Annotated in this window: 18 protein-coding genes, 1 tRNA gene and 1 riboswitch; of the genes, 7 read left to right on the top strand and 12 right to left on the bottom strand. The window is 70.3% G+C overall.

All coding sequences use genetic code 11. The features are described 5' to 3' along the window. Position 1: 1 nt before the first annotated feature. From FPZ12_RS30915 to dacB, 5 genes are all read right to left on the bottom strand, one after another. Positions 2 to 361, bottom strand: coding sequence for a hypothetical protein (locus FPZ12_RS30915; RefSeq protein ID WP_144749235.1), 360 nt, complete (start codon positions 359 to 361; stop codon positions 2 to 4). Between the two features lie 129 nt (positions 362 to 490). Further along, the gene (hpt, locus tag FPZ12_RS30910) at positions 491 to 1,045 is read right to left on the bottom strand and encodes a hypoxanthine phosphoribosyltransferase (protein ID WP_144749257.1); all 555 of its coding nucleotides are present in this window, start codon (positions 1,043 to 1,045) and stop codon (positions 491 to 493) included. Positions 1,046 to 1,073: 28 nt separating this feature from the next. Further along, positions 1,074 to 2,024 carry a tRNA lysidine(34) synthetase TilS gene (gene tilS / locus FPZ12_RS30905; protein ID WP_424923658.1) on the bottom strand — a complete coding sequence of 317 codons (951 nt, stop codon included), beginning with the start codon at positions 2,022 to 2,024 and terminating at the stop codon, positions 1,074 to 1,076. After that, entirely contained in the window at positions 2,021 to 3,076 is a 1,056-nt protein-coding gene (locus FPZ12_RS30900) for a zinc-dependent metalloprotease (RefSeq protein ID WP_424923657.1), read from the bottom strand. The genes tilS and FPZ12_RS30900 overlap by 4 nt, the downstream gene beginning before the upstream one ends. Positions 3,077 to 3,096: 20 nt before the next feature. Beyond that, positions 3,097 to 5,190 carry a D-alanyl-D-alanine carboxypeptidase/D-alanyl-D-alanine endopeptidase gene (gene dacB / locus FPZ12_RS30895; RefSeq protein ID WP_341771241.1) on the bottom strand — a complete coding sequence of 698 codons (2,094 nt, stop codon included), beginning with the start codon at positions 5,188 to 5,190 and terminating at the stop codon, positions 3,097 to 3,099. Between the two features lie 164 nt (positions 5,191 to 5,354). Here dacB and FPZ12_RS30890 point away from each other — a divergent pair, with 164 nt between their 5' ends. Continuing rightward, positions 5,355 to 5,870, top strand: coding sequence for an inorganic diphosphatase (locus FPZ12_RS30890; protein ID WP_144749233.1), 516 nt, complete (start codon positions 5,355 to 5,357; stop codon positions 5,868 to 5,870). Positions 5,871 to 5,934: 64 nt separating this feature from the next. Here the strand turns inward: FPZ12_RS30890 and FPZ12_RS30885 are convergent, their stop codons facing one another. The 4 genes from FPZ12_RS30885 to FPZ12_RS30870 form a co-directional block, all read right to left on the bottom strand. Then, entirely contained in the window at positions 5,935 to 7,203 is a 1,269-nt protein-coding gene (locus FPZ12_RS30885) for a serine hydroxymethyltransferase (protein WP_144749232.1), read from the bottom strand. 17 nt (positions 7,204 to 7,220) lie between these two features. Continuing rightward, positions 7,221 to 7,306, bottom strand: a riboswitch (ZMP/ZTP riboswitch). Between the two features lie 7 nt (positions 7,307 to 7,313). Beyond that, positions 7,314 to 7,835, bottom strand: coding sequence for a gamma carbonic anhydrase family protein (locus tag FPZ12_RS30880; protein ID WP_144749231.1), 522 nt, complete (start codon positions 7,833 to 7,835; stop codon positions 7,314 to 7,316). A 10-nt stretch (positions 7,836 to 7,845) separates the two neighbouring features. Continuing rightward, positions 7,846 to 8,427, bottom strand: a complete 582-nt coding sequence (locus FPZ12_RS30875) for a TetR/AcrR family transcriptional regulator (RefSeq protein WP_144749230.1) — start codon at positions 8,425 to 8,427, stop codon at positions 7,846 to 7,848. A 64-nt stretch (positions 8,428 to 8,491) separates the two neighbouring features. Further along, positions 8,492 to 9,958, bottom strand: coding sequence for a carboxylesterase/lipase family protein (locus FPZ12_RS30870; RefSeq protein ID WP_144749229.1), 1,467 nt, complete (start codon positions 9,956 to 9,958; stop codon positions 8,492 to 8,494). A gap of 118 nt (positions 9,959 to 10,076) precedes the next feature. Here FPZ12_RS30870 and FPZ12_RS30865 point away from each other — a divergent pair, with 118 nt between their 5' ends. The 4 genes from FPZ12_RS30865 to FPZ12_RS30850 all read left to right on the top strand — a co-directional run bounded on the left by FPZ12_RS30865 (position 10,077) and on the right by FPZ12_RS30850 (position 12,986). Further along, on the top strand, positions 10,077 to 10,478 hold the full coding sequence (locus tag FPZ12_RS30865) for a YciI family protein (protein ID WP_424923656.1): 402 nt from the start codon (positions 10,077 to 10,079) through the stop codon (positions 10,476 to 10,478). After that, positions 10,475 to 11,704, top strand: coding sequence for an RNA polymerase sigma factor (locus FPZ12_RS30860; RefSeq protein ID WP_144749228.1), 1,230 nt, complete (start codon positions 10,475 to 10,477; stop codon positions 11,702 to 11,704). Before FPZ12_RS30865 ends, FPZ12_RS30860 begins: the two co-directional genes overlap by 4 nt. Beyond that, positions 11,701 to 12,573, top strand: a complete 873-nt coding sequence (locus tag FPZ12_RS30855) for a carboxymuconolactone decarboxylase family protein (protein WP_144749227.1) — start codon at positions 11,701 to 11,703, stop codon at positions 12,571 to 12,573. The genes FPZ12_RS30860 and FPZ12_RS30855 overlap by 4 nt, the downstream gene beginning before the upstream one ends. A gap of 71 nt (positions 12,574 to 12,644) precedes the next feature. Then, a complete protein-coding gene (locus FPZ12_RS30850; RefSeq protein ID WP_144749226.1) occupies positions 12,645 to 12,986 on the top strand; it encodes a VOC family protein in 342 nt (113 codons plus the stop codon). 53 nt (positions 12,987 to 13,039) lie between these two features. Here the strand turns inward: FPZ12_RS30850 and FPZ12_RS30845 are convergent, their stop codons facing one another. Further along, entirely contained in the window at positions 13,040 to 13,711 is a 672-nt protein-coding gene (locus tag FPZ12_RS30845) for a response regulator (protein WP_144749225.1), read from the bottom strand. Next, a complete protein-coding gene (locus FPZ12_RS30840) occupies positions 13,708 to 14,895 on the bottom strand; it encodes a sensor histidine kinase (protein ID WP_243770111.1) in 1,188 nt (395 codons plus the stop codon). Before FPZ12_RS30840 ends, FPZ12_RS30845 begins: the two co-directional genes overlap by 4 nt. A 136-nt stretch (positions 14,896 to 15,031) precedes the next feature. Here FPZ12_RS30840 and FPZ12_RS30835 point away from each other — a divergent pair, with 136 nt between their 5' ends. Further along, complete coding sequence (locus tag FPZ12_RS30835) at positions 15,032 to 15,400, top strand: hypothetical protein (protein WP_144749223.1); 369 nt, start codon at positions 15,032 to 15,034, stop codon at positions 15,398 to 15,400. Then, positions 15,397 to 16,689 carry a cytochrome P450 gene (locus FPZ12_RS30830; protein ID WP_144749222.1) on the top strand — a complete coding sequence of 431 codons (1,293 nt, stop codon included), beginning with the start codon at positions 15,397 to 15,399 and terminating at the stop codon, positions 16,687 to 16,689. The genes FPZ12_RS30835 and FPZ12_RS30830 overlap by 4 nt, the downstream gene beginning before the upstream one ends. Before the next feature lie 59 nt (positions 16,690 to 16,748). On the opposite strand, the gene FPZ12_RS30825 is transcribed toward FPZ12_RS30830, so the two are convergent. Further along, a tRNA-Thr gene (locus tag FPZ12_RS30825) sits at positions 16,749 to 16,822 on the bottom strand. Positions 16,823 to 16,889 lie beyond the last annotated feature (67 nt).

The following is a 16,889-nucleotide window of genomic DNA, read 5'->3' as shown; positions in this document are numbered from 1 at the left end:
CTCAGGCCCGGCCGGACAGCGCGTCCGAGGCGTCCTGCTCGATCTGGTGGTAGTGGCTCATCGCCGCGACGATCGCGTCCTCGGCCTGCTGGTACTGGCCGTAGAGGTTCTGCAGCGCCTGCGCGTAGGAGTCGCCGCCACCGTCCGCGCGCTGGGAGAACTTCGCCGCGATGGCGTCGCCGACCGGGTTCGCGCCGAGCTTGGGCGCCTCGGCCAGCGAGCCCGCGTTGCGCAGCAGGTTCTCCACCGAGTCCTTGCCCGTGCGGATCTTCTTGAGCACGTTCTGCGCGGCGTCGGGGTCGACGCCGAGCTGGCCGTTCACCGCCGCGTTCTTGAACGCGGCGGCATCCGTGTTCCCCATCGGTATTCTCCTGCCCCAAGTCGATGCCGTGCGTGGCGGCGCGGCTACCCTCGTTCGCTTAGGTTAACGCACTCGGACGTGCTCTATGACGCCTTCTCGGGACACCGGGTTCCGCAATTTCCGGATCCGTCAGGACCCGTACACCTTGGGGTCGAGTGTCCCGATGTACGGCAGGTCGCGGTAACGCTCCGCGTAGTCGAGCCCGTACCCCACGACGAACTCGTTGGGGATGTCGAACCCGACATACCGGACCGGGACGTCCACCTTGACCGCCTCCGGCTTGCGCAGCAGCGAGCACACCTCGAGCGAGGCCGGGTTCCGGCTCGCGAGGTTCTTCAGCAGCCAGGAAAGCGTGAGCCCGGAGTCGACGATGTCCTCGACGATCAGCACGTGCTTGCCCGCGATGTCGCGGTCGAGGTCTTTGAGGATGCGCACGACGCCCGAAGACGAGGTGGCCGAACCGTAGGACGACACGGCCATGAACTCCAGCTGCGCCGGCATCGGCAGGGCACGGGCGAAATCGGTCATGAACATGACCGCGCCCTTGAGCACCCCGACGAGGAGGAGATCTCCGGCGACACCTTCCTTCTCGTAGTCCGCCGCGATCTGCTTGGCGAGTTCGGTGATCTTGTCTTGGATCTGCTGCTCGGTAACGAGCACGGAGGCGATCTCGCCTTCGTACACGGTCATTCCCCTCTAGGCCGGGACACACTCATTCGCCGCGGGCTTCGCGCCGCTCGCGACGACTCATGGCCAGCCTGCCATGCGACCGCTCGACCACCAAGCTGCCCGGCAGCCAGACACCACCCTGACCGCGCCATTTCCCGACGAGATCGTCCACCGAACGCAGATGCGCGTCAGTGAGATCACACGCGCCGGCGTCCAGCAGCCAGCTGCGAAGCACCCTGCGGCGCAACGCCGCGGGCACATCCGCCAACGCCTTCGCGTCGAGCGTGTCCCCTTCGCCGCGTAATTCCGCTGCGAGCGCGTCGAGCGTTTCGAGGTCTTCGCGAACCTGCGCCGCCGTGCGCGCCAGTGCGGCGGCGACGCCGCCCGACAGCACGTCTTCCAGCAACGGCAACACTTCCGCCCGCAGCCGGCTGCGCCGGAACCGGGGGTCGGCGTTGTGCGGGTCCTCCCATGGGCGCACGCCCAGCTCGACGCACGCCTGCCTGGTGGCCGAACGCGGGACATCCAGCAACGGCCGCCCCCACGGCGGGTCCAGCGGCTTCATCCCGGCGATCGACCGCGGCCCGGAACCACGACCGAGGCCGAGCAGCACCGTCTCCGCCTGGTCGTCGCGAGTGTGCCCGAGCAGGACCAGACCGCTGCCCGAACGGGACAGCGCCGCGTACCGCGCGCGCCGCGCCGCGGCCTCCATCCCGCCGGAGCCGGTGACCTCTACGGCCAGCACCTCCGCTTCGTCGACGCCGAGCCCGCGCGCCTTTTCCGCGGCTTCGGCGGCGACCTCGGCGGAGCCGTCCTGCAGCCCGTGGTCGACGACGAGCGCGCGCACGCGGACGCCCGTTTTCCTTGCGGCGTAAGCAGAAGCCTCGGCGAGCGCGAGCGAATCGGCACCGCCGGAGACGGCGACCGCGAAATCCTGGCGGGGCTGCCCGGCCAGGAACCGCCGGACCGCGCGGCGCACCAGCTCCAGGCTCACCCGTGCACGCGGCGGACCCAGGCGTCCGGGTCCGCGATCTCCGCCCGGCTCGGCAGGGTGTTCGGCGACGTCCACACGGCATTGAACCCCGGCATACCGACCCGCTCCACGACCCTGGTGGTGAACGCCGAGCCCTGCGCGTACTGGCGGATCTTCGCGTCGATGCCGAGCAGCGCGCGCAGCACCCTGTCCAGCAGCCCGCCGCCCTCGCGGCGCGCGGTGAACCGGGCGCGGATCGTCTCGACCGAAGGGACCACAGCGGGCCCGACGGCGTCCATCACGTAATCGGCGTGGCCCTCGAGCAACGTGGACAGCGCCAGCAGCTTGTCGAAGACCTCGCGCTGCTTCGGGGAACGCAGCAGCTGGCCGAGCGCGAGCACGCCGTCCGCCTTGTTGCGCTTGGCTTCGCGGAACGCCTCCGGCAACCTGCCGAACAGGTCGGTAATGCCGTCCTCGTCGTCGGCGAGGCCGCTGACCAGCCGCTCCACCTCGTCGGCGAAGTAGTCGCGCAGCCAGTCCACCGCGGTGAACTGCAGGCGGTGGGTGCTCTCGTGCAGGCAGACCCACATCCGGAAGTCCCGGCCGTCCACGTCCATCGCGCGCTGCGCGGTGACCACGTTCGGCGCGACGAGCACGAGTCTTCCTTCGCCCCCGCCGAACGGGTCGTACTGCCCGAGCACGCGCGAGGCCAGGAAGGCGAGCACCACGCCGGTCTGCACGCCCGCGCCGCCTGCCAGCACCGGGCTGAGCGGGTTGCTGGGAAGTGTGCGCAAAGCCTTGGCAGTCAACGCATCCAGCCCCGCGGCGGCGGAACGGACCCAGCCGGGCCGGTCCACGACCTCGCCCGGCAACAGCGGCAGCCCGGCGCCGAGGCCGGTCAGCTCGCGGACGTGCGCCTCCGCGTCGACCGTGAGCTCACGCAGCTCGGTGACGGCGAGCTGCGCCTCCTCCTTGGGAACGGCAGGGCCGCCGCGCACCAGGAACGCGCCCGTCGAAGCGGCGAGCGACCAATCGACGACGGGACGGGTTTTCTCCGCGCTCACAGTGCTCACCTCTTCGAAGCTACCTGGCGTCAACCACATCCGCAGCCACGTAGCGTGGCGGCGACGGCGTCGAGCGCCGGGCGCGCGCTGTTCGCGTCGGAACCGTTGGACATCACCGCGAACACGAGCACCCGCCCGTCCTTGTCGAGCACCACCCCGGCCAACGTGTTCACGCCGGAAAGCGTGCCCGTCTTGGCGCGCACCCAGCCACGCCCGTCCTTCGCGTTCGGGGCGTCGAACCGGTCGGACAGCGTGCCGCTGCCGCCCGCGACAGGGAGGCCTTCCAGCAACGGGCGCAGCTTCTCCGTGCGCGGGTCCTTACCGGTCGGCGCGGCCGCCACCGACAGCAGCTGCGCGAGCAGCTTCGGCGACACCTTGTTCAAAGTGGACAGTCCGCTGCCGTCGTTGAGCACCGCGCCGGAGGTGTCGAAACCGTTCTGCGCCAACACGTTCAGCGCGGTCTGCGCGCCACCCTCGAACGAGGCTGGCGCACCGGCACCGATCGCGAGCTGCCGCGCAACGGCCTCCGCGAGGTTGTCGTCGGAGATGCTGAGCAGGTTGTTGATCAGCTCGGTGAGCGGGGCCGACTTGACCTCGCCGAGCACCTTCGCGCCCTGCGTGGCGGTGGCCGTGGTGGTCGGGGCGACCGAAGCGCCGAGCCGCGACGAGAACTCCTGCAGCAGGCTCAGCGCCGGGTTGGCCGAACGCATCGAGTAGTCCACTGTCGGGTCCTGACGGCCACCGTCGAGCATCGCCGGGACAACCGGCGCCGCGGAGATGGACGGCGCGTCGTCCGGAGCCCAGCCCTGGGCGGACGTCGGGCCGGTGTACATCGACAGGTCGATCTGGACCTTCGTGATCTTCCCACCGCTGGCCGCCTTGACCTGCGCGACGAGGTCGTCGAGGTGGGCCGCGCCCGGGTACACCGAGTCCTTGCCCGCGGGCAGCGAGGACAGCGTCGGGTCACCGCCCGCGACGATGATCGCGGTGTCCGGCGAAGCGCCCTGCACGACCTTCGTCGTCAGCTGCATCGCGTGGTCCAGCTTGAGCAGCGCGGCGGCGGAGATGAGCAGCTTCGTCGCCGAGGCCGGGGTGAGCAGCTGGGTCGCATTGTGGTTCCACAGCGTGCTTCCCGTCGCCGGGTCGATCACCGTTCCGGCGACCGTGCCGAGCGCCGGGTTGCTCGCCGGGCCGGAAAGCGCCGAGTTCACCCCCGAACTGCTCGGCGTCGGCGCCGAATCGCTGGGCGGCTGCAGCGAGAGCGTGACCGCGGCGGGTTCGGGCTCGTCGCCCTTGGGCACGTTCGGCGCCCAGGGCAGCCCGAGCCTGTTGGACACGTACGGCACGGCCAGCGCGACCCCGACGGCGATCACCAGCACCACCGCGACACCGCCGAAGACAAGGCCACGTCGTTTGCGCCCGGTCTTGGGCGGAGCGTCCGGCGCCTCCGGCGGGGGCTGCTCCTCGCTCGGTGCCTCGACGGGGTGGACCTCGCCGGAAGGCTCGATCCGCATCGGCTGCGCGACCATGTTTCCGGCCGGCGGGATCGGCTGCGGCGGCGGCGTGTTCTGCCACGGCATTTGTTGCTGTTGCTGGTACTGCTGCTGCGGCGGGGGCGCGATCGGCTGCAGGGGCACGATCTGCGTCTGCTCGGCCGCCGAGGGCTCGGGCGGTTGGGGCGGGCGCCGGACCTGGACGGTCTGCTCGGACGGCGGCGGCTTGGGCTGTTGTTGCCGAGGCGCCTGGACGTGCACCGTCTGTTCGGAGGGCGGCTGCTGTTGCTTCGGAGCCTGGACGTGCACGGTCTGCTCGGAGGGCGGCGGCTTGGGCGTCTGCTGCTGCGAAGCCTGAACGTTCACCGTTTGTTCAGAAGGCTGTCGCCGCGCCTCGACGTTCACCGTCTGCTCGGACGCCTGCGACTCCTCGCGTTCGGGCGAGGCCTCCCCTTCGCCCTTCGGGTGCCGCACCCAGACCGTCTCCTGGTTGGCCAGGGACGCCTGCTTGGGCTGCTCCTCCGGAGGAGTCGGCAGCTGACCCGACGCACTGTCGTTTCCGTCGCCCTTCGCGCCGGTGGTGTCCGAGTCGTCGGACGGCCACATCGGCTCCTCTTCGTGCGGCGGCACGCACCCCTCCTCGTCGCTCCGGTAGCCGAGGGGACACACTCACTGTCGTCAAGACAACATCAGTGCGACTTCCCAACGGCGCGTGGTCCACACTAGTGAAGACAAGTTAGTGAGACCGTAAGCCGCCAGTGCGGCTTCAAAAGACGAGTTCAGCGAGGACGGCCGTGGAGTTCGACGCCACCATCGAAATCCCCAAGGGGGAGCGCAACAAGTACGAAGTGGACCACAAGACGGGGCGTATCCGGCTGGACCGCACTCTGTTCACGGCCACCCAGTACCCCGCCGACTACGGGTTCATCGACGACACCCTCGGCCAGGACGGCGACCCGCTGGACGTGCTGGTGCTGGTGCAGGAGCCGACGTTCCCCGGCTGCCTGATCCGCTGCCGCGCGATCGGCATGTTCCGGATGACCGACGAGAAGGGCCCGGACGACAAGGTGCTCGCCGTGCCGTCGGACGACCCGCGGCTGGAGCACCTGCGCGACATCCACCACCTGAACGAGTTCCACAAGCTGGAGATCGAGCACTTCTTCCAGGTGTACAAGGACCTCGAGCCCGCCAAGAGCGTCGAGGGCTCGGACTGGGTCGGCCGCGTCGAGGCCGAAGCCGAGATCAAGCGCTCCTACGAGCGTGAGAAGGACCGCCTCGCCAAGGAAGCCGCCGACGCCGGCGAGCACTGATTCCTCAGCACACACGAAGGCCCCCGGCTCGGCTTGAGCCGGGGGCCTTCGTCGTTCGGTCAGGTCAGGCGCGGTAACCCGGGATCGGGTACGCCGTGAGCAGGTCACGCACCTCGCCCGCGATCTTGTCCAGCGCCGCCTCGTCCTCGCTCGCGGCCGCGGCGATCGTGCGGTCCATCCACTCGGCGATCTGCGGCTGGTGCTCGGGGGTCAGCCCGCGGGTGGTGATCGCCGCGGTGCCCAGCCGGATGCCCGAGGGGTCGAACGGCTTGCGCGGGTCGAACGGGACCGCGTTGAAGTTGAGCTCGATACCGGCCTTGTCCAGCGCCTTCGCGGCTGGCTTGCCGCCGATCTGCTTGCTGGTCAGGTCCACCAGCAGCAGGTGGTTGTCGGTGCCGCCGGAGACGAGGTCGAAACCGCGCGCGGTGAGCGCGTCACCCAGCGCCTTGGCGTTCGCGACGATGGCGTGCGCGTAGTCGCGGAACTCCGGCTTGCTCGCCTCACCCAGCGCGACGGCGATGGCGGCCGTCGTGTGGTTGTGCGGGCCACCCTGCAGGCCGGGGAACACGGCCTTGTCCACGGCCTTGGCGTGCTCGGCGTCCGACAGGATCATCGCGCCGCGCGGGCCGCGCAGGGTCTTGTGCGTGGTGGTGGTGATGATCTGGGCGTGCCCGACCGGTGACGGGTGCGCGCCACCGGCGATCAGGCCCGCGATGTGCGCGATGTCGGCGACCAGCACCGCGCCCACCTCGCGGGCGATCTCGGCGAAGGCCGGGAAGTCGATGGTGCGCGGGATCGCCGTGCCACCGGCGATGATCAGCTTCGGCCGGTGCTCCTTGGCCAGGTCGCGGACCTGGTCGAAGTCGATGCGGCCGGTCTCCTTGCGCACGCCGTAGTGCACGGCGTTGAACCACTTGCCGGTGGCCGAGACGCTCGCGCCGTGCGTCAGGTGGCCGCCGGCGGGCAGGCCCATGCCGAGCACCGTGTCACCCGGCTTCACGACCGCCATGTACGCGGCGAGGTTCGCCGGGGAACCGGAGTAGGGCTGCACGTTGGCGTGGTCAACGCCGAACACCGCCTTGGCCCGCTCGATGGCCAGCTCCTCGAGCGGGTCGATGAACTGCTGGCCCTCGTAGTAGCGCTTGCCGGCGTAGCCCTCGGAGTACTTGTTGGTGAGCACCGTGCCGGTGGCTTCGAGCACCGCCTGCGACACGTAGTTCTCCGACGCGATCAGGCGGATCTTCTCGGCCTGGCGACGCGCCTCGTCCTCGACGATCCCGGCGATCTGCGGATCGGCGGCGGTGAGGGTCGGAATGGCTGGCTGGTGAGTCATGTCCCTACTCCTGACTCCGGCCACACCCAGGCGCGCGGTGCCGGCCTCGTCGGTCGCTTCCCGGTGGTGCTCCACCTCTACGGCGCCAGTCGCATTTGGCGTGGTCAATCCTAGTCGACGGGTTTGGTGCCCTTGGCGTGCCGCTGGGAAAGTTCCTGGTACAGGGCCGCGTTGTAGTCCACCCAGCCGCGGGCCGAATCGGACAGCGGGACGATCTTCTTCGCGGGGCTGCCCATCGCCATGTGCTCGGCGGGCACCTGGGTGTTCGGGGTCACGGTGGAACCGGCCGCGATCATCGCGCGCGCACCGATGTCCGAGCGGTCCAGCACCGTCGAGCCGTTGCCGATGAGCGCCTGCTCGCCGACCGTGCAGTCGTGCACGAGGCACAGATGGCCCACGGTCACGTTGCGGCCGATCTCGGTGGGCTCCGTGCCGGAGTGGATCACCGAGTTGTCCTGGATGTTGGCGCCCTCACCGATGACGATCCGGCCGTAGTCCGCGCGGATGACCGCGCCATACCAGACCGAGGCGCCCTTCTCGACTACGACGTCTCCGATCAGCGTCGCGGTGGGGGCGATCCAGGCTTCGGGGTGCACAGTCGGGCTGACGCCCTCGAACGAGTACAGAGGCATGCTCCGCACCCTAAGCCAGGCAGAGCAGCTCGATCTCCTCGCGCAGGGTCGCGAACGCGCGGCGCCGAACACGCTGCTGCACGATGGCGCCGAGCAAGTACGACTGCAGTGCCCTCGCCCTGGCGCGCGGGTCGTCGATGCCGAGGTCGGCGAGCAGGTCGGTGAGGAACTCGGTGATCGAGCGGAGCATCGCCTCCGCGGCCTGCGGGTGCCCCGCCCTGCCGACGGCCACCCAGTACTCGAACCACACGAAGGCCGAGTTCGGGTTGCTGGCGAAGACGTCGAGGTACGCCTCGAGCACCGCCCACAGCCGTGGCGCCGGTTCCTCGTACCGGGACGCGACCTCGCGGAGGTGGTCGAGGAACGCGTTGACGTGCCCGGCCATCGCGCGGTCGATCAGCAGGTCGATGTCGGCGAAGTAGTAGTGGATGGCGCTTTTGGTGAGCGGGCTGGCGTCGGCGATGGCGCGGGCCGTGCAGCCGGCGAGGCCCTCGGTCGCCAGCACCGCGCGCGCGGCTTCGACGATCTGTTCCTGCTTGGCGAGCTGGTTCGGCGACAGCCGGTCGCGGTGACTCGGCGGCGTGACGGGCAAGGTCTTTCCTTCCAGAAGTAGTCCGGACGGTCAGCCTAGCTATCAGGACACCCGTCCCGCACATTCACCGCCAGAAGCCGCAGTGGTGCCCGCCCGCGAAATCGGTTTCGGCGATCTTGCCCGCGGAGATCGACAGCACCGGGCCGCCCTGCCGGTACGCGGGCCAGCCGGGGTTACCGGTCTTGGCGAAATCGGTCCAGTAGCGAATCATCGTCTGCCCGAGCTGCCCACCGGAACCGAACAGATAGGGCAGCTCCGCGGAATGCGTTGCGCCGAGCGGGAGCCCGGCGAGGCTCTTGCCGTCGTCCTGCGCGAACTCGTAGGCATACACGGGAGTGCTGCGCGCGGCGGCGTCGTCGGCGGGCAACGCCGTGCAGGCGCCGAGCTTCTCGCCCCAGTCACCGAGCACAGTGGACAGTGCGATCCCCGGGCTCGGATAGCGGTCGACCGGATACTCGGCGAGCACCGCGTCGGCCCGGTCGCCGAAGACCCGGCGCACGGCGGCCACGTACCCGTCGGCCGTCACCGGCTCGGGATAGCCGAGCGCGACGAAAGAGCGCAGCTCGTCACGCGTGGTGCCCTGGATCAGCGGGATGCCTTTCGCCGCACCGTTCTCGAGCGCTTCGAGCGGCTGCCGCGGCACCACCGCCGTCTGCGCGACCGGCCCCCATGCCATGTCCTGGAGGCGGCCGGTGGGGCTGTACACCTCGGCGTCGTCGAGTCCGGTGAAAGCGCTTACCGGCTTCGCGCGGAGACAGGCCACGTCGGCGCAGCCGAGCTCGGCTTCGACCTTCTCCGCACGGGCTCGCGCGTCGTCGACGGTCATGAACGAGTTGCCGCAGGGTCCACTTTGGATGATCGCCTTGCCGAACAGCCCTTTCGCGGCGGGCGACGTGAGCTGGCCGCAGACGCTGTACGCGCCGGCGGACTGCCCGAAGAGCGTGACGTTGCCCGCGTCTCCGCCGAACGCGGCGATGTTGTCGCGGACCCAGCGCAACGCCGCCTGCTGGTCGGCCAGCCCGAAGTTGCCAGCCGCCGGATCGTCACCGGCGAGCAGGAACCCGAGCGCGCCGAGCCGGTAGTTGAGCGTCACCACGATGACGTTGCCCTGCGTGGCCATCGCGGACGGGTCGTAGTCGCTGCCCGCGCCTTCGATGAACCCGCCGCCGGGGACCCACACCATGACCGGCAGGTTCGCGGCGGGATGTTCGGGCGCGGTGACGTTGAGGTACAGGCAGTCCTCGCTGCTGGTGGGTTTCCCGGGCTGGGCGCACGCGGCGGCGGGATGGGAGGCGTCGAGAACCCCTTCCCACGGCTGGACGGGCTGCGGCGCACGCCAGCGGAGCTGACCGACCGGCGGCGCGGCGTACGGGATCCCGGAAAACGACCGGTGCCCGCCGGCCACGATGCCGCGCACCAGGCCGTCCGAGGTGCGCACGACGTCCTCGGTCTGCGATGCCGCGGCGCCCGCCCCGCAGGCGGTCACCAGCAGCAGCGCGGAAAGTGCCGCGGCCAGCCGTCGTTTCCCCATCGGCGCAAAGATAGCCGGTGACGCGCCACCGAAAACCGGCGATCCCGGTGTACGGCGGACAACGGGTTGTCGAGTTACGGTCGGTTCGTTCGTCTTCCTCTTCGAGAGACCACGTCCGATGCCTGGAGGACCCGTGCTGTACATGCTGCTGATCTTCGACTGCCAACGGCCGGAACCGGATGATCCGGCCTTCCCCGAAGCGCTGGCCAGGGTGAACGCCTTCGCCGACGAGTGCCGCCGCCGTGGCGCGTTCGTCAGCGGTCATCCGCTGCAAGGCGAGCACACCGCCACCACGGTCAGCGTCCGCGAGGGCCGCACGCTGGTGACGGACGGCCCGTTCGCCGAAACCCACGAGCACCTCGGCGGCGTCTATGTCCTCGACTGCCGCGATCTCGACGAGGCGCTCGAACTGGCCGCGCTCTGCCCGATGGCCGAACAGGGTTCGATCGAGGTGCGGCCGATCGCCGGGGTGCCGGGCCTCGCCCACAGCCCGTCGCGCCTGGCGGCCACCGACGGATGAACCCCGCGCCGCTCCTGCAGCGGGTTTACGGGGAGCATCGCGCCCGGATGCTCGCCGCGCTGATCCGCGTCCTCGGCGACTTCGAGCTCGCGGAGGACGCGCTGCAGGACGCGTGCGCCCGCGCGCTCCGCAGCTGGGCCGGTGGAGCACCGGAAGATCCGGTGGCGTGGCTGCTGACCGCGGCCAGGAACAGCGCTGTCGACCGGCTTCGCCGAGCCCGGCTCGGCCGGGAAAAACTCGCCCGGCTCGGCGGGCCGCCGGAGGCGGTGACGATGACGGACTACGGCGAAGAAAGCCTGCGCGGCATGGGCGACGAACGGCTGAGCCTGATCTTCACCTGCTGCCACCCAGCGCTGGCCGAGGAGGCACGCGTCGCGCTGACCCTGCAGGCCGTGGCCGGCCTGACCGCGGGGCAGATCGCAGGGATGTTCCTCGTCAGCGAAGCGACGCTGGCGCAACGACTGGTGCGCGCGAAACGGAAGATCCGCGACGCCGGTATCGCACTGGAAGTGCCGCCCGACCACCGCCTGCCCGAACGGCTCTCCGGCGTACTCGCCGTGGTGTACCTGATCTTCACGCGTGGCTACACCGCCGCGCACGACCAACCCGAGTTGCGCCAGGAGGCCATCCGGCTCGGCAAGCTGATCGCCACGCTGATGCCCGACGAGCCCGAAGCACTCGGGCTCGTCGCGTTGTTGCTGCTGCACGATTCGCGCAGCGCCGCGCGCTACAACGCGTCCGGCGATGTGGTGCTCCTCGACGACCAGGACCGTTCTCGTTGGGACAGCGCCGAAATCGCCGAGGCGATCGGGGTGCTGGACCGGGCGCTGCGCGTCGGGCGGCCGGGCCCGTACCAGCTACAGGCCGGAATCGCCGCGCTGCATGCACAAGCCGTGTCGGCCGAACACACGGACTGGGCAGGCATCGCGGCCCTCTACGCCGAGCTGCTCGCGGTGGCCCCGTCGCCCGTCGTGGCGCTGAACCACGCCGTCGCGGTCGCCATGGCCACCACCCCGGACGAGGGGCTGGCGCTCATCGACGAGATCGACGGGCTCGACCGCTACCACCTCCTCCACGCCGCGCGCGCCGACCTGTTGCGCCGCCTCGATCGCAACGCCGAGGCCGCGGCGGCGTACCGGCGTGCCCACGAACTCGCCACGAACCCCGCCGACCGCCGGTTCCTCGCCGGCCGCCTGCACCGACTCGACGCCGAGGAGTCCCGATGAGACTGTCTATTTTGGATGACGGGCAGCGTTTTCGCGCGAAGCTGTTCCTGACGGCGACGTCCACGATGTCGCGTGTGGACAGTCCGGACATCGTGAAGATGTTGTTGTACCGCCCGGGTTTCCTCACCCGCGCGCTGCTCGACCTGACAGCCGACGCGATGCGCGGGCCGTCGTACTGGACAGCCGGGGAACGCGAATACCTCGCCATGTGCACGGCGCAACTGCACCGGTGCCCGTTCTGCATCGACTCGCACGCCGAACTCACGCGCATCGCGGGAAACGGCGAAATCTCGCCCGACGATCCCGCCTCGGCCAGGTCCGAACTGCGCGCGGTCCGCGAGTTCCTCGACGAGGTCACCCGGAACCCGGACCACGTGGCAACGACCGACATCGCGAACCTGCCCGGGGAGGCGGTCGCCGAAGCGCTCCGCGTCAACCTCGTGTGGAACATCGTCAACCGCCTGGCCAACGCGTTCGGTTTCGTCCTCCGTGACGGCCAGCTGCACAGCGGAACCCGTGCGCTGCACCGGTTCGGCTACCGCTTCCCGGCTTTCCTGCTCGCCGAGGGCGAGTTCACCGACCACGGTGACGCGGTGGCCAACCTGCGTCACGCGGTGCTGGTGGCGCCCGCGATCACCGACCCCGCCCTGCGCGCCGCCGCCGCGGCGGGCGACCCGCTTCCCGAACCGTGGGGCCCCTACGCGAGCACCGTCCGCGACGCGTCGTACAAGATCACCGACGCCGACCTCGGCCGCCTCGTCACCGCGGGCTTGGGCGAGGGCGAGATCTTCGAGATCACGGTGGCGGCGGCCGTCGGCGCCGCGCTGCACAGCTTCGACGCCGGGAGTCGCGCGCTCGGAGCCGCCTGACGCTGTCGAGAACCACGGCCGCCGTTCGTCCTCCGGTATGTCCGCACCGCCCCACCGAAAGGGATCGCGAAATGTCCGGAGAGATCAACTGGCTCGAACTGCCCGCCGCCGACACCGCCAGGGCCCGCACGTTCTACGGCGGCCTGTTCGGCTGGAGCACCAGCGAATTCAGCGAGAACTACCACGTCATCGACAACGGCCCGGCAGGCGCGATCGCGCCTGGCGGGGACGGGTTCACGCACCCGCGCGTGTATTTCGCCGCCGACGACGTCGACGCGGCCGTCAAGCGTGTGCACGAACTGGGCGGCACCAGCGAAGAAGTGCAGCCCGTGCCCGGCGTCGGCCGGATCGCGCACTGCCACGACGACCAAGGCGTGCCGTTCAGCCTCTTCGAACCCGCGCCGCGGAGCTGAATCACGGGATCCGAGGGCCTTCACAGGGAGGCCCTCGGATTCACCTGCGCCGATCACCCACCGGGCTGCACGATGTCGTGATCGAAGGCGTAGACGATCGCCGCCGCTCGGTCGCGGAGGCCGAGTTTCGCGAAGATCCGGCCGACATGGCTTTTCACCGTCACTTCCGAGATGTACAGCGTCTCGGCGATTTCGGCGTTGGTGAGGCCACGGCCGATCGCCCGCAACACGTCGTGCTCGCGGCCCGTGAGCTCCTTGGGCGCGGCGGCCGGCGCGATGTCGGGGGCGCGACGGTAGGTGGCGAGCACTCGCGCGGTCACCGTCGGGTCGAGCCAGCTGCCGCCGGCCGCGACGGTGCGCACGGCGCGGATCAGGTCCTCGGCGGGCGAGTCCTTGAGGATGAACCCCGCCGCGCCCGCGTGCAGGGCGCCGGAAAGCAGTTCGTCGTCGTCGAATGTGGTCAGGGCGAGTACCGGCGGGTGATCGCCGCGCTGCCGCAGGAGCCGGGTCGCTTCGATCCCGTCGACCGTCTTCATCCGCAGGTCCAGCACGACGACGTCGACCTCGTTCGCGGTCACGGCCGGGATCACCCCGGAGCCGTCGGAACATTCGTCCACGACGAGGAAACCGGCGCGGCGCCGCAGGATCCGGCGCAGGCCGGACCGGATCAGGTCCTGGTCGTCAACGAGCAGCACCCTGATCTCGTCGGCACAGGTCTCGGTCATGACACCACCGGCCGGATCGGGCAGCCGGACCGCGGGGTGGCGAGCGGAACGGTCACGTCGACGACCCAATCCTCGCCGCGCGGACCCGCGTGCAGCACGGCGCCGAGCTGGCCTGCCCGTGTCGTCATGCTGTTCAGCCCCGCCCCCGGCGTGTACTCGGCCTGATGGGACAGGAGCGTGTTGCGGACGGTCAGCCTCGTTCCGTCCGGCCCGGCGTCCAGGTGTACCTCGGCGGCCGCGGTCGCCGCGTGCTTGGCGATGTTGGCCAGCGACTCCTGCGCGATGCGGTACAGGCTCAGCCCGTGCGTCATGTCCACAAAGGACAGATCGCCGGCCTGCCGGTAGCGCACATCGACTCCGGCCGCACGGGTGCGCTCGACGAGCGTGGCGACGTCCTCGATGCCGGGTACCGGCGCGGTCGCCGCCGGGCCGTCTGCCAGCAGCCCGACCGAGCGGCGGATGTCGCCCATCGCCGTCCGCCCCACTCGCTCCGCTTCTTCCAGCGCCTCGACGGCCTCGGCAATGTCGCGGTCGTGCTGGAGCGCGTGCCGGGCGCCGGTGACGTGCAAGAGCGTGATGCTCAGCGAATGCCCGATGACGTCGTGCACCTCACGCGCGATGTGCTGCCGTTCCTCGGAAACCGCCTGCTGCTGCCGGATGTCCTGGTTGGCGCGCTCCGCTTCCAGCGCGCGAGCCTGCCAGCGCAACCCGATCCCGACCACCAGCCCGAGCAAGAGGCCGACCACGTAAAGCGACAAGCCGATCAACGTTCCGTGCACCGTGGCGGCCACGAGAATGACGACCCCGAGCGCGGTCACGGCGAACGCGGTCGACAGCGGGCTCACCGCCGCGATCTCGGCCACCATCACCATGAGCAGGAACGGCGCGAAGTCGACCGAAGCGGGCTGGAGCAGCAGGATCGCCGCGGCGGCCGAGACGATGAGCGCCTCGATCAGCGGCAGCATCATCCGGCGCCTGATCACCCACAACAGCAAGGGCGCGATCGCCACCAGCCCGCCCAGCGCCATGGGCGTGGGTGGGAACAGGGCGTGCCGCTGCACGAGGGCGCCGATCGTGATCACCACTGTCGCGGAGGTCGAGAACAGCGGGATCCACCACGGATACGGCAGGCCGATCTCGGCGCACGACTCCTCGATCCGCGCCTTGACCCTGGCCAGCACCATGCGGACAAGGATAAGGAGGAACGCGCCCCACGCCATCCGCCGACGGAAGGTGGGCCGTCTCCTACCACGGTAGGAGGCCATTTCCGGTACCACGGCACGAAGCGCGGCGGGGCCGGCCGGTAATAGCGTCGGGCGCATGATCGACAGACCGTCGACGAGGGGAGTCCCGGTGGGCTGGCACGAGACGCACCGCTACTACGCGGCGCTCGGCGCGGTGGTCGCCGAACTCGACGACGGCGTCGACACCCTGCCCTGGCGCGAGGAGTACGCCGAGATCTTCGGCGACCGGGCCGGGCTGCTGCTCGCATTGCGCCGACGGTGGCGGCTGCTGGTCGAGGCACAGGTCGAGCGGCCGCTCGACTACGGGCATCGGCCCAGCGCGGAACTGCGCGAGCTGGCCATGCGGCACCGCAAGATGCTGGCCGCGATCGACGATCTCGACGGCACCGCGGGCCTGACGCCCGGGGAAAAGGCTTTGTGCGTCCTGCCAGGAGGTGCGGCATGAACGCGGCTCGTTCGGCACTGGTCTGGGCCATCCGCTACGGCGTGCCCGGCCTCGCGTTGCGCACCGCCGCCCGCCGGGGCGACCTGATCGCCGGCACCACAGCCGACCCGGCGGTGCGGGCTGACCCGTTCCCCGCTTACGACGCGATCCGCGCACGGGGGCCGTTGGTGCGCAACCGGGTCGTCAACGCGACCGCGACCCACTCGGTCGCCAGCGCCGTGCTGCGCAGCGAGGAATTCCTCGTCGCACCGAGCGCCGCGCCGACCAGTTGGCTGGGCGTTCTCTCCGCCGCCGCCCTCGATCCGCGCGCGCTCGGGCCGACCGATCCGCCGTCGCTCCTGGCCATCCAGCCGCCGGACCACACCCGCCTGCGCAGGCTGGTCAGCCGGGCGTTCACCGCGCGGGCGGTCAGCGGGTTCACCGAGCGCATCCGGGAGATCGCCGACGGACTGCTCGACGACATCGCAGGCCGGACGGCCCCCACGTTCGACCTGATCGAGTCCTATGCGGCGCTGGTGCCGGTGACGGTGATCGCCGAGATCATCGGCGTCCCGGCTGCGATGCGGCGCCAGTTCCTCGCGTGGGGCAACGAGGCGGCGCTGACGCTGGACCCCGGACTGTCCTGGCGGGACTACCGGAGCGCCGAGCGGGCGCTGCGGGCCAGCCATCGCTGGCTGGCCGAACACATCGCGTCGTTGCGCCGCTCTCCGTCGAACGAAATGCTCGGCGATCTCGTGCACCTCGTCGACGACGGCGACCGCCTCACCGACACCGAACTGCGCGCCACCGCGCTACTCCTGCTCGGCGCCGGTTTCGAGACGACGGTCAACCTGATCGGCAACGCCGTGGCGCTGCTGCTGGAGCATCCCGAACAGCTCGCCCGCCTCCGGGAGGATCCCTCGGGCTGGGACAACGCCGTCGAGGAAGTGCTGCGCTACGACTCGCCGGTGCAGGTCACGGTGCGCACGGCGCGCAGCACGACCGAAGTGGCCGGGGTTCGGGTGCGAGAGGGCAGCAACGTCCTGGTCATGCTCGGCGGCGCCAACCGCGACCCGGCCGTTTTCGAAGATCCGCACACTTTCGACGTCACCCGCGGCAATGCCCGGGACCACCTCGCGTTCTCCGCGGGTATCCACTACTGCCTCGGCGCCTCGCTGGCCCGGCTGGAAGCCGGCATCGCACTCCGCGCGCTGTTCGAACGCTTCCCCGGCCTCTCGGCGGCCGGCGCCCCCACCCGGCGTGGCACCCGCGTCCTGCGCGGCTACCAAGCCCTGCCACTGTCCTCATAGGACCCGGAAAACGAACCAGGGCCTCCCCGCAAATCCGGGGAGGCCCTGGTGTTCGCCGGAGCCGCCTAGGGGAATCGAACCCCTGACCTGCTCATTACGAGTGAGCCGCTCTGGCCGACTGAGCTAAGGCGGCGAACGCAGAATCAAGTGTAGCGGCATGGCCCACGTCACCATCCACCCCCGTCCTCGTTAGTCTGTTT

The organism is Amycolatopsis acidicola, from assembly GCF_007713735.2.
GTDB lineage: Bacteria > Actinomycetota > Actinomycetes > Mycobacteriales > Pseudonocardiaceae > Amycolatopsis_E > Amycolatopsis_E acidicola.
This window is presented reverse-complemented; position numbering and strand designations above follow the sequence as displayed.